The following is an 11,951-nucleotide window of genomic DNA, read 5'->3' on the forward strand; positions in this document are numbered from 1 at the left end:
CGCAGCACCACCCCCGCCTTCCGCGCGTGCCGACCCCGCGCCCTGTCCCACAGGCCGCCGGGTCCACCCCTGGTACGCGCGGCCAGACCTCCCGCACGCGCGGCCGGAGCCCGTACGTCCGTACACTTCCCGTCACTCCACCGGCCGGGCCCGCTCCACCACCGCGCGCAGGTCCAGCGTGTGGGGGAGCGTGCCGAAGGCCGAGCCCGCGTCGCCGCCCAGCCGGCCCGCGCAGAAGGCGTCCGCCACCTCCGGCGGGGCCCAGCGCACGAGCAGCGCGCCCTGGAGCACCAGCGCCATCCGCTCCGCCAGCCGCCGGGCCCGCGCCTCGACGCCCTCCAGGTCGGCCAGTTCGGTGAGCAGCCCGCGGATCGCCCGGTCGAGCCGCGGGTCCGCGCCCCGCGCCTCCCCGACCTCCCGCAGATACGCGTCCAGCGCCGCCGGCTCCGTCCGCAGCGCCCGCAGCACGTCCAGCGCCTGGATGTTCCCCGCGCCCTCCCACACCGAGTTCAGCGGCGACTCCCGCAGCAGCCGCGGCAGCCCGGACTCCTCCACGTACCCGTTCCCGCCCAGGCACTCCAGCGCCTCGGCCACCACCGGCACGCACCGCTTCGTCACCCAGTACTTCGCCGCCGGCACCGCGATCCGCAGCAGCGCCTGGTCCCGCTCCGTACCGGAGTCGTACGCCGCCGCCAGCCGCATCCCGAGGACGGTCGCCGCCTCCGACTCCACCGCCAGGTCCGCCAGCACGTTCCGCATCAGCGGCTTGTCGACGAGCAGACCGCCGAAGGCCGAGCGGTACGAGGCGTGGTGGACGGCCTGCGCCACCGCCTGCCGCATCAGCGCCGCCGACCCCAGCACGCAGTCCAGCCGGGTCGCCGCCACCATCCCCATCACGGTCCGAAGGCCGCGCCCCTCCTCGCCGACCCGCCGCGCCCACGTCGTCCCGTCGAACTCGACCTCCGCCGAGGCGTTCGACCGGTTGCCCAGCTTGTCCTTGAGCCGCTGGAGCGCGAACGCGTTCCGCGAACCGTCCTCCAGCACCCGCGGCACCAGGAAGCAGGTCAGCCCGCCGGGCGCCCGCGCGAGGACCAGGAACGCGTCCGACATCGGCGCCGAACAGAACCACTTGTGCCCCGTCAGGACGTACTCCCCGTCGGCGGCCAGCGGCAGCGCCGACGTCGTGTTCGCCCGTACGTCGCTGCCGCCCTGCTTCTCCGTCAGCCCCATCCCCAGCAGCGCCCCCGCCTTCGACGCGACCGGCGCGAGCTCCCGCTCGTACACCCGCGAGGCGGCCAGGGGCTCCCAGACCGCCGCCAGCTCCGGCTCGGCCCGCAGCGCGGGCACCGCCGCGTGCGTCATCGACAGCGGACAGCCGTGCCCCGCCTCCGCCTGCGTCGCCACCAGGAACCCGGCGGCCCGCCGCACATGCCCGCCCGGCCGCCCCCACGCGTCCGTCAGCCCCGCCGCCACCGCCTTGCCGAGCAGCCGGTGCCAGGCCGGATGGAACTCCACCTCGTCGATCCGGTGCCCGTACCGGTCGTGCGTCCGCAGCCTCGGCGGGAACGCGTTCGCCAGCTCGCCCCACTCCCTGACCTGCTCCGAACCGGAGGCCCGGCCCAGCGCGCGCAGCTCCTCCCGGGCCCCGTCCAGGAGCTCCGCGGGCAGGTGCCGGCCGACCGCCTCCGACAGCGCCCGGTCGCACGTGTAGACGTCGTACCCCACCAGGGGCGGAGCCTGGTTGGTCACTGTGTGGGAGCGTGCTTCCATGCCGATACGGTAAGCAGGTGCAGGCAGCAAGCGAAACACCCGAACGGCCGGAGCGGCGACCCTGGAGCAGACTCCACCGGGCCCGTGTCCTCTACCGCAACGTCTCCAAGCGGAAGATGGTCTGGCTGCTCCTCAAGGACACGGTCAACTCGTGCATCGAGTACCGGATCCTCGGCCTCGCCGCCGAGGCCGCGTTCTTCACCCTGCTGTCCCTGCCACCCCTGCTGCTCGGCCTCATCGCCCTGCTCGGCTACGCCGACGACTGGACCAACACCGACACCGTCGCCAGCATCGAGGAGAACATCCTCCGCGCCGCCGGCACCGTCCTCTCCGACCGCGGCGTCCACGAGATCGCGCAGCCCATCCTCGACGACATCACCCAGGCGAAACGTCCCGAGCTGGTCTCCATCGGCTTCGCCATCGCCCTGTGGTCCGGCTCCCGCGCGGTGAACGTCTTCATCGACACCATCACCGTCATGTACGGCCTCGACGGGCACCGGGGCATCGTGAAGACCCGGCTGCTCGCCTTCCTGCTCTACATCGTGGCGCTGCTCATCGGGGCGGTGGTGCTGCCCCTCGCGGTCGTCGGCCCCGACCGGGTCGTCGAACTCGTCACCTGGGGCACGAACGTCGTCGCCGTCCTCTACTGGCCGGCCGTCATCCTGCTCTCCATCGCCTTCCTCACCACGCTCTACCACGTCTCCGTCCCCGTCAGATCGCCGTGGATCGAGGACATCCCGGGCGCGCTCGTCGCCCTCGCGATGTGGGCCTTCGGCAGCTTCCTGCTCCGGATCTACCTGACGAGCCAGGTCGAGGGCCCCACCATCTACGGCTCCCTCGCCGCCCCCATCGCCATCCTCCTCTGGATCGGCGTCTCCGCCTTCGCGGTCCTCGTCGGCGCCGCCGTGAACGCGGCCATCGACCGCGTCTGGCCGTCCGTCGCCACCGCCGCCGCCCGCGAGGCCAACGAACGCGCCCGCGCCGTCCAGGCCGCCGAGCTCGTCGCCCGCATCCGCGCCGAGGCGGAGGACGTCGACGAGGACGACCCCGACATGCCCTCCGAGTTCCCCGAACGCTGGTCCCGGTTCCTCCCCCCGGACGACGTGAAGTCCCGCCTCCACACCGGCTGGGAGAAGGACTGACCGACCGGCGGGACGGGAAGCGGCGAGACTGGGAGCATGGTGTACGAGGAGCGCCCCGCCCGCCTCGACGGAGCCGTCCTGTGGACCCGGGCCGCCCCGGCCCCGGTCGTCTCCACGGCCCTCGTCGTCCCCGACGGCTGCATGGACCTGATCCGGGCCGACGGCCGGCTGCTCGTCGCGGGCCCCGACACGCGCGCGTACCGCTCGACGGAGGCCGTCGCCCACTACACCGGGCTGCGCTTCGCGCCCGGTGACGCCCCGCGGATCCTCGGCGTCCCGGCCGGCGAGCTGCGCGACCGCCGGGTGGACCTGGCCGACCTGTGGGGCGCCGCCCCGGCCCGCCGCCTCGCCGAGCGGATCGCCGCCGCCCCCGACCCGGCGGCCGCCCTGGAGGCGTACGCGCTCCGCCTGGCCGCCCGCGCCGGACCGGCCGACCCGCTCACCCGGGCGGTCGCCGCCCGGCTCGGCGCGGGCCGCCCCGTCGGCGAGACCGCCGACGCCCTCGGCCTCGGCGCCCGACGCCTCCACCGGCTCTCCCTGGACGCCTTCGGCTACGGCCCCAAGACACTCGCCCGGATCCTGCGGCTCCAGCGCGCGCTGGAGCTCGTACGGACCGGCCTCCCGCTCGCCGAGGTCGCCGCCCGCGCCGGGTACACGGACCAGGCCCACCTGACCCGCGACACCCGCGCCCTCGCGGGGACGACGCCGGGCGCCTACGCGCGCGCGGCGGGAGCGTCGGCGAACAGCGAGATCCCGTAGCCGTCCGGGTCGAGCACGACCGCGTACCGCTGCCCCCAGAAGGCGTCCCACGGCTTCAGGTGACCCTCGTACCCGGCCTCCGTCAGCTCCGCGTACGCCGCGTCCACCTCCTCCGCCGCGTCGCACCGGAACGCCAGCTCGCCCCGGCTCCCCTCGGTGGGCCGGAACGACGGATCGAAGGACCGGACGGACTCCTCCGTGTCCCACGCGAGCCGCAGCCCGCCGGGCAGCACCACCTCCACATGGGGCGCCTCCTCCGCGCCCTCCGGGAAGTCGAACCCCAGACGCCGGTAGAAGGCGAGCGAGGCGGCCATGTCGGCGACCACCAGTCCGATGAGATCGAGTCGAGGTGTCTTCATGCCCCCGACGCTAGGCGCACCCGGCCCCGGCGTCTTGTACGGATCGGACACGGGGGGCGGGCACGGTGGTGGGGACGGTGGCGGTCAGGCGGGTTCGGGCGCGGCCGGGGCGGGCTCCACGTCGCGCAGGTGCCGCAGCGGGGAGAAGTACACCCAGAGGCCGCCGAGGCTCGCCCCGACGAGGCCGATCCACAGGGTGGGCCGCAGCCCGAACCAGGTCGCGAACGCGCCGCCCAGGAGCGCGCCCAGCGGGATCGTGCCCCAGACGATCCAGCGCACCGCCGCGTTCATGCGGCCGAACAGCTCCGGCGGGCAGATCTGCTGCCGGTAGGTGACCTGCGCGGTGTTGTAGACGACGGCGCCGAAGGTGAACGTGAACCAGCCGATGCCGTACAGCACCACCCGCCAGCCCGGGTACGCGAGCGGGGCGAGGTACGAGGGCAGGCCGAGGGCGAGCGGGGCGAGCCAGATGATCCGCGCGGAGCCGACCGCGCGGGCGATCCGGCTCGCCAGCAGCCCGCCCAGGACGCCGCCGACGGGCCCGAGGGCGAGCAGCAGACCGGCCCGGCCGGGGGAGAGGCCCAGCTCCCGGACGAGGAACGGCATCTCCATCGCCAGCGCCATGTGCGCGAACAGGTTCACCGTCCCCGTGCAGGCGACGATCCGGCGCAGCACCGGATGGCGGACGACGAAGCCGAGACCCTCGCCCATCTCCTTCCGGAAGGCCGGGCGCGGCCCGTCCGGGCGGACCGGCTTCGGCTCCGGGGTCCGGATCAGGAACAGCGACAGGGCGCTGGCGAGGAACGACACCGCGTCGGCGACCAGGGCCCGGGCGCCGCCGATCGTCGCGACCAGCAGGCCCGCCGCCGTCGGGCCGAGCGTCGCCGCGGCCGAACTGGTCGTGCCCAGCTTGCCGTTGGCGTCGATCAGCCTGTCCTTGTCGACGAGGACGGGCAGATAGCTCTGGTACGCCACGTCGAAGAACACCGTCAGCGAGCCCGTGACGAGCGCCACCACGCACAGGTGGGTCAGCGTCAGCGTGTCCAGGTACCAGGCCACCGGCACCGTCGCCACCACCGCCGCGCGCAGCACGTCGCACCACATCATCAGCCGGTGCCGGGCCACCCGGTCCACCACCACACCGGCCGGCAGCGCGACGAGCAGGAAGGCCAGCGAACCGAGCGCGGTGAGCAGACCCACCTGGAAGTTCGAGGCGTCCAGGGCGGTCACGGCGAGGAACGGCAGGGCGAACGGGGTGATCATCGAGCCGACTTCGCTGATCGTCTGGCCGCTCCACAGCAGCATGAAGTCGCGGTGGCGCAGCAGGGACGGGCGTCCGGCGTCGGCGGCGGATCGGGTCTCGGTCACGGTATCGGTCCGATGGGTCGCAGGGGCAGGGCGGTGGCGCTGGCGAGCAGGGCCGCGTACCGCGCGGCGAGCCGCCGCGCGGTGGTGTCCTCGAAGAGGTCCTCGCTGTACTCCAGGCGTCCGGCGCAGCCCGCGCCGTCCCGGGTGAGCGAGAGGGACAGGTCGACCTTCGCGGTCCGGGTGTCCCCGAAGCCCCCGGCCACACGGCAGCCTCCGAGCCGCAGACCGGACGCCTGCGCGGGCCGGTGGCTGAACATCAGCTGGAACAGCGGGTTGGCGCCCGGGTCCCGCGCCGGGTTCAGCTCCTCCACCACGAGCTCGAACGGCAGCTCCTGATGGGCCAGGGCGTCCCGGCTCGCGTCGCGCGCCCGCAGCACCAGGTCGCGGAAGCTCGTCCCGTCCGGCACGTCGAGCCGCTGCACGACCGTGTTGCCGAACATGCCGATCATCGCGAAGTGACTCTCGCGCTCCCGCAGGGCCACGGGCGTGCCGATCACGACGTCCGGGCCGCCGCCCTCCTCGCGGACCAGCGCGGCGAACGCCGCCAGCGTCACGGCGTACGGGGTGGTGCCGCAGGCGCGGGCGAGGAGGTCGACCCGCGCGACGACCTCCGGTGCGAGGGTGAACGGCACATGGGAACCGGCGAAGCTCCACACCGCCGGGCGCGGGCGGTCGGCGGGGATGCCGGTCAACGCCGGTACGCCCGACAGGCGTTCGCGCCAGTGGTCGCGGGAGCGGTCCAGGGCGGTGCCCGCGACGCGCTCGGTCTGCGAGCGGGCGAAGTCGGCGTACTGCTCGGTGAGCGGGGGGAGTCCGGGCGGGCGACCGGCGGCGAACGCCTCGTACAGGGTGGAGAGTTCGTGCTCCAGGACGGCGAGCGACCAGCCGTCGCACACGATGTGATGAAGGGTCAGGCAGAGCGTGTGACGGTCGGGCGCCGTCGTGAGGAGCAGGGGGCGCAGGACCGTGCCGCCGGTCAGGTCGAACGGCCGCCGTGCCTCGGCGGCGGCGAGCCGGTCCGCCTCGGCCTCCGGGTCCTCGTGCCCGGAGAGGTCCACGCGCGGCACCCGCACCGGCTCCGCGGGCCGGACGACCTGGCGCAGGACGCCCTTGGCCGTCCGGTAGCCGGTCCGCAGCACCTCGTGCCGCAGGACCAGCTCGGTCAGCGCACGCTCCAGGGCCCCGACGTGCGGCTCGCCGTCGATGCGGTAGACGAGCGGGACGGCGTACGCGGGGCAGTCCGGGTGGAGCCGGTCGAGGATCCACAGCCGCTTCTGCGCGCAGGAGACCGGATGGTCACCGGTCACGGGACACCCCGTCCGGCGCCAGGGCGGAGACCTCGTGGGCGGACAGACCGGCAGCCACCTCCGTCGCCAGGCGCTCGACCGTCGGGTCGTAGAGGAAGTCGCCGAGGTTCACCCGCACCCCGAACGTGCCGGCGACCCGGGACAGCAGCCGCATCGCGAGCAGCGAGTGGCCGCCGAGCGCGAAGAAGTCGTCGGTGACGCCGACCGGGGCCAGGCCGAGCAACTCGCCCGCGAGCGCCGCAACCTCCCGCTCCAGGTCGTTGCGGGGCGCCACCGCGGCCGTGTCCCCGTCGCCCGCCGGGACCGGCGGCAGCGCCGCCCGGTCCAGCTTGCCGCTCGTCGTCAGCGGCAGCGCCGGCAGCACCACGAACGCCGAGGGGACCATCCACTCCGGCAGCAGCCCGGTCAGGAACTCCCGGAGCCCGGTGGGCGCCTCGCCGGGGACGGCCGGGGCCAGGTGCGCCACGAGCCGCCGCTCGCCCGACGGGCCGTCGGCGCCCACCGCCACGTCGCGGACCCCCGGGTGCAGGCGCAGCGCCGCCTCCACCTCGCCCGGCTCGACCCGGTGGCCGCGGATCTTCACCTGGTCGTCGGCCCGCCCGAGGAAGTCGAGCCGCCCGTCCTCCAGCACCCTGACCAGGTCCCCGGTCCGGTACATCCGGGCCCCGGGCTCGGCCGCGTACCGATCCGGGAGGAAGCGCTCGCCGGTCGCCTCCGGCTGTCCCGCGTACCCCCGCGCCACGCCCGGCCCGCCGATGAACAGCTCGCCGGGCTGCCCGTCCGCGACCGGCTCCAGGTCCTCGCCGAGCACGTAGCAGTCGGTGTTCGCGATGGGCCGGCCGATCGGCACCGAGCGGGCGTCGGCCGCGAGCGCGGTCACCTCGCCGCAGACGGCGAAGGTGGTGGCCTCGGTCGGGCCGTAGCCGTTCACCAGACGGGCCGGGCGGGCGGACGGATCCAGATCGAGCAGGCGTCGTACGGCCGCGACGTTCAGCACGTCGCCGCCGACCAGCAGGGTCCGCAGCCCGGCGAAGGTGTCGGGCCGGTCGGCCATCACCGTCGTGAAGAGCGCGGAGGTCAGGAACAGGGTGGTGATCCGGTGCTCCGCGAGCGCCGTGGCCAGCGCGCCCGGGGTGAGGACGGTCGCGGTCGGGAGCACGACGACCGTGCCGCCGTTCAGGAGCGCGCCCCAGACCTCGAAGGTGAACGCGTCGAAGGAGGAGTCGGCCACCTGCGCGATGCGCAGGCCCCGGCCGAGGTCCACGTAGTCGGCGCCGCGGACGAGCCGCAGCACCGAGCGGTGCTCGACGACGACACCCTTGGGACGGCCGGTGGAGCCCGACGTGAACAGGACGTACGCGGGGATGCGCGAGCCCGTCGGGAGGCGCGGCGGCCCGGCGGTCTCCGGCGCCTTCTCGGCCAGGCGCAGCTCTTCGGGGGTGACCGTCACGGCCGCCTCGGCGACGGCCAGCATGTGCTCACGGCGCTCCCTCGGGTACGCCGGATCGATCGGTACGTACGCGCCTCCGGCCTTGAGGATCGCGAGGAGCGCCGTGATCTGGTGGTGGCCGCGCTCCAGGAGCACGCCGACCCGGGCGCCGTCGGTCACGCCCCGGTCGCGCAGCAGGCGGGCGAGGCGGTCGGAGCGGGCGTCGAGCTCGGCGTACGTGAGGGTGTGCCCGCCGTCGACGACGGCGGGCGCGTCCGGCCGGGCCCGCACCTGGGCGGCGAAGACCTCGGGGAGGGAGGCGTCGGCCGGGTAGGGGGTCACGGCCCCGCGCAGGATGCTCACCTGTCGTTCTCCTGTTCGCTGTCGAGGGTCCCGGCGTGGGCCGTGGCGTGTGCGCGCAGCTCGCCGTCGTACCGGATCCGGCCGCCCGGACCGGCGAGCCGGGGTGGGGCGACGGCGGTCCGGCGGATCAGGGTGACGCTGTTCTGGCGGAGCTTGTGCGGCTCCAGGAGGTTCAGGACCTCCAGCTCGCCCGGCCTCGCCCGCTGGAGTCCGGCCAGATAGCGGAGGATCGCCTCGCCCTCCGGGTACGTCATCAGGTAGTGGAGGACGACGACGCCGCCGGCCGGGTCGATCCGGTCGAGGAAGTGGTCCAGGAAGTACAGGCAGTCCCACGCGTCGACCCAGGCGAAGTCGATCGGCTCGAAGCCGTCCGGCAGCAGGCCCGCGGCCTCGCGCAGCGGCGCGTCCACGACGGTGACCTGCCCGCCCAGCCCCAGCTCGGCGAGCACGTCCTCGACGCGCCCGGCCGAGGACTCGGGGATCGACCGGTCGTCGACGGCCACGAACCGGGGCCGGTACGGCTCCAGGTACGAGGCGGGGGCGGCGAGCGCCGGTGCGGCGCGCAGCCAGTCGTCGTCCAGCGGGGCCCCGGAGCCCAGGTACGGACGGGTCTTGGCGGCGAGCAGTCGGGACTCCTCGTCGGCCTGCTCCCGGACCTCGGCCAGGGCGGCCGCCAGGAACGGGGTGGTGTACCCCATGCCGACCTCCAGGACCCGGCGGGGCCTGGTCATCCGGATCAGCCCGGCCAGGAGCGGGGCGACCGCCTCGGTGCCCATGCCGGGCACCCGCAGCCGGGCGACCGCCCGCGCGAACGCCGGGCCGCCCGTGGTCGGTCCCGAGCGGTCAACCATGAATGCGCTCCCGGGCGTTGAGGTCGGCGATCCGTTCCAGGCCCCGCAGGACGGTCTCGTCCGGCAGCCCGAAGTCGATCAGGCAGGCGATCTCGTCCACGCCGATCCCGCGCAGCCGCTCCACCGCGCGCGCCGCCGTCGCCGGGGAGCCGAGCAGCCCGCAGTCGTCGACGTACCGGTCGAAGGAGCGGCGTACGAGGAACTCCAGGTCGTCCGGGTGCAGTTTCGCCGGGTCGATCCGACGCCTGCTATCGAGGCCCGATCCGAGCAGCAGCCCGAGCGAGCCGCGCAGGTAGCGCAGCAGCGGTTCCCGCACCAGCGCGCGGACCCGGTCCTCGTCGTCGTCGAGATAGGTGTGCGCCATGAGGACCACGTGCCGGCCGCCCGCCGCGCGGTACTCGCCTATCTTGTACGCGAGTTCGTCCAGGCTCTGGCCGAGCAGATGGGTGAGGACGCCCGCCCCCATGGCACCGGCGGCCCGGAAGGTCTCCACGCCGCCCGCGCTGGTGATCCAGGTCGGAAGCTCCGGCTGCACCGGCCGGGGGTGGACGGTCACCTTCCGCTCGGTGCCGGTTCCGTCCGGGAAGGCGAGCGCCTCGCCCCGCCACAGGTCCCGCACCTGCCGCACCTGGTCCGTCATCAGCCGGCGCCGGTCGGCGTACGCCTCCGGGCGCAGCGCGAAGTCGGCCGCGTGCCAGCCGGACGCGAAGGAGACGCCGACGCGCCCGCCGGAGAGGTTGTCCACGACGGACCACTCCTCGGCGATGCGCAGCGGGTGGTGCAGGGGCGCCACGACGCTGCCCGCCCGGATCGCCACCCGCTCGGTGACGGCGGCGACCGCGGCGCCGGTGACGGCCGGGTTCGGGTACAGCCCGCCGAAGGGGTGGAAGTGCCGTTCCGGCGTCCACACGGCGGCCAGGCCGTGGGCGTCGGCGAACCGGGCCCCTTCGAGGAGGAGGCGGTAGCGGGAGCTGGTGAGGTTCTTGTTGTTGTCGCTCTTGTTTATGTCGCTGTTGTGGTCGCTCCTGCTGTCGCTGTCGCTGTCGCTGTCGCTCGCGAAGTAGAAGAGGCTGAAGTCCATGGCGCGGTGGGGTGCGGCCGTGGCCGGGGGTTCAGACGAGGGCGGCATCGTCCACCTCGCTGATCGTCCGGCGGAGCGCGCTCCGGTCCACCTTGCCGTTGGCGTTGCGGGGGAGGGCGGCGAGGTGCTCGAAGCGGCGGGGGACCAGGTGGATCGGCAGCGTTCCGCGCAGCGCGCGGATCAGCTCCGTCCGGCCGGTCGCGCGCCCGGTGTAGCAGGCCACCAGATCGGTGACCCCGTCCCGGGCGACGCCGAGGACCACCGCCTCCGTGACCGCGTCCAGGCCGCGCAGCGCCGCCTCCACCTCGCTCGGCTCGACCCGGTGGCCGCGGATCTTCACTTGGTCGTCGAGCCGGCCCCGGTGGACGAGCTGCCCGTCCTCGACCCGGACCCGGTCCCCGGTGCGGAAGTACCCGTCCTCCGTGAACCGGCCCTCGTCGTCGCGCGGGTCCAGATAGCCGTCGAAGCGCTGCGGTCCGCGCACCCACAGCTCGCCCGTCCCCTCGTCCACCCGGTGCTCCAGACCCTCGTAGACCCGCCCGATCGGGACGGTGCCGTTGGAGGTCACCGGCCACTGGGCGGGATCCTCCGGGAGCCGGAACTCGGCGCAGGCGATGGTCAGTTCGGTGGGGCCGTAGAGGTTGTCGAGCGTCGCCGCCGGGGCCACGGCGTGCCACGCGCGCGCCTGGTCCAGGGTGAACTGCTCGCCGCAGAAGACGCTGTGGCGCAGGGCCGACGGGCGGCCGGTGGGGAGCTGTCCGAAGCCGCCGCTCACCGAGACGGCCGAGGGCACCGAGAACCAGTGGGTCAGCCCCCGGCCGGCCAGGTAGTCGACCGGGGAGAACAGCTCGGTCCTGGACGGCACGACCAGGGTCGCCCCGCCGCCCCAGGTGACGAACAGGTCGTACACCGACAGGTCGAAGGTCAGCTCGAAGGTGTGCGACATGCGACAGCCCGGGCCGACCCCGAAGCGCGCGATGTTGTGCGCCAGGAACGGCAGCACGTGGCGGTGCCGGATCGGGATGCCCTTCGGGCGTCCGGTCGTGCCCGAGGTGAAGAGCAGATAGGCCGGCCGGTCCGGATCCGCCGCGTACGGCGCGAGCCGTCCTGTCGGCGCCGCTGCCCGGACCTCCTCGGCGTCGAGCCGCAGCACGGGACGGCCGCCGCCGCCGGGCGACTCGGTTTCGCGGTGCGTGCCAGGGGCCGTCCCGGAGGTCGTATCGGCCACGATGACGCCGACGTCGGCCGTCTCGCAGACGTCGCGGATCCGTGCCGCCGGATGGTCGGGGCTCAGGGGCACGACCGCGGCGCCGAGCCGCAGGGCCGCGAGATAGCCCGTGTACGCGACGAGGCCGCGGGTGGCGAGCAGGCCGACCCGCTCGACCCGGCCGTGCTCGGCCGCGATCCGCTCCGCGACCGCCTCCGCGCCCCGTCGCAGCGCGCGGTAGGTCACCGCGCCGCCGTCCGGGAACTCGACGGCGGGGGCGTCCGGGTACAGCTCCGCCGAGGCCGCGAACACCTC

The 11,951-nt window shown here is 74.6% G+C and carries 10 protein-coding genes; 2 read left to right on the forward strand and 8 right to left on the reverse strand.

The annotated features are described in order from the left end of the window. Positions 1 to 132 precede the first annotated feature (132 nt). Positions 133 to 1,770 (reverse strand): acyl-CoA dehydrogenase family protein, encoded by a 1,638-nt coding sequence (locus tag ACFXMG_RS19455; protein WP_383821269.1) that lies wholly within the window; start codon positions 1,768 to 1,770, stop codon positions 133 to 135. 17 nt (positions 1,771 to 1,787) lie between these two features. Between ACFXMG_RS19455 and ACFXMG_RS19460 the strand changes: the two genes are divergently transcribed. Together ACFXMG_RS19460 and ACFXMG_RS19465 are read left to right on the forward strand one after the other, a co-directional pair. Further along, positions 1,788 to 2,912: a YihY/virulence factor BrkB family protein gene (locus ACFXMG_RS19460; RefSeq protein ID WP_383821272.1), complete on the forward strand. Its 1,125-nt coding sequence runs from the start codon at positions 1,788 to 1,790 to the stop codon at positions 2,910 to 2,912. 36 nt (positions 2,913 to 2,948) lie between these two features. After that, positions 2,949 to 3,671, forward strand: a complete 723-nt coding sequence (locus ACFXMG_RS19465) for a helix-turn-helix domain-containing protein (protein ID WP_383821274.1) — start codon at positions 2,949 to 2,951, stop codon at positions 3,669 to 3,671. Here ACFXMG_RS19465 and ACFXMG_RS19470 read toward each other — a convergent pair. The 7 genes from ACFXMG_RS19470 to ACFXMG_RS19500 all read right to left on the reverse strand — a co-directional run bounded on the left by ACFXMG_RS19470 (position 3,626) and on the right by ACFXMG_RS19500 (position 11,948). Continuing rightward, positions 3,626 to 4,030: a VOC family protein gene (locus ACFXMG_RS19470; protein WP_383821277.1), complete on the reverse strand. Its 405-nt coding sequence runs from the start codon at positions 4,028 to 4,030 to the stop codon at positions 3,626 to 3,628. The two genes, ACFXMG_RS19465 and ACFXMG_RS19470, sit on opposite strands and share 46 nt — an antisense overlap. Positions 4,031 to 4,114: 84 nt before the next feature. Then, positions 4,115 to 5,398 carry an MFS transporter gene (locus ACFXMG_RS19475; RefSeq protein WP_383821279.1) on the reverse strand — a complete coding sequence of 428 codons (1,284 nt, stop codon included), beginning with the start codon at positions 5,396 to 5,398 and terminating at the stop codon, positions 4,115 to 4,117. Continuing rightward, complete coding sequence (locus tag ACFXMG_RS19480) at positions 5,395 to 6,705, reverse strand: condensation domain-containing protein (RefSeq protein WP_383821282.1); 1,311 nt, start codon at positions 6,703 to 6,705, stop codon at positions 5,395 to 5,397. Before ACFXMG_RS19480 ends, ACFXMG_RS19475 begins: the two co-directional genes overlap by 4 nt. Continuing rightward, positions 6,695 to 8,497: an amino acid adenylation domain-containing protein gene (locus ACFXMG_RS19485; protein WP_383821285.1), complete on the reverse strand. Its 1,803-nt coding sequence runs from the start codon at positions 8,495 to 8,497 to the stop codon at positions 6,695 to 6,697. The genes ACFXMG_RS19480 and ACFXMG_RS19485 overlap by 11 nt, the downstream gene beginning before the upstream one ends. After that, the gene (locus ACFXMG_RS19490; RefSeq protein WP_383821288.1) at positions 8,494 to 9,348 is read right to left on the reverse strand and encodes a hypothetical protein; all 855 of its coding nucleotides are present in this window, start codon (positions 9,346 to 9,348) and stop codon (positions 8,494 to 8,496) included. Before ACFXMG_RS19490 ends, ACFXMG_RS19485 begins: the two co-directional genes overlap by 4 nt. After that, positions 9,341 to 10,477 carry a MupA/Atu3671 family FMN-dependent luciferase-like monooxygenase gene (locus tag ACFXMG_RS19495; protein WP_383821291.1) on the reverse strand — a complete coding sequence of 379 codons (1,137 nt, stop codon included), beginning with the start codon at positions 10,475 to 10,477 and terminating at the stop codon, positions 9,341 to 9,343. Before ACFXMG_RS19495 ends, ACFXMG_RS19490 begins: the two co-directional genes overlap by 8 nt. After that, positions 10,461 to 11,948, reverse strand: a complete 1,488-nt coding sequence (locus ACFXMG_RS19500) for an AMP-binding protein (protein ID WP_383821293.1) — start codon at positions 11,946 to 11,948, stop codon at positions 10,461 to 10,463. The genes ACFXMG_RS19495 and ACFXMG_RS19500 overlap by 17 nt, the downstream gene beginning before the upstream one ends. Between the last annotated feature and the right edge of the window lie 3 nt (positions 11,949 to 11,951).

The sequence above is a fragment of the Streptomyces sp. NPDC059201 genome (genome assembly GCF_042754585.1).
GTDB lineage: Bacteria > Actinomycetota > Actinomycetes > Streptomycetales > Streptomycetaceae > Streptomyces.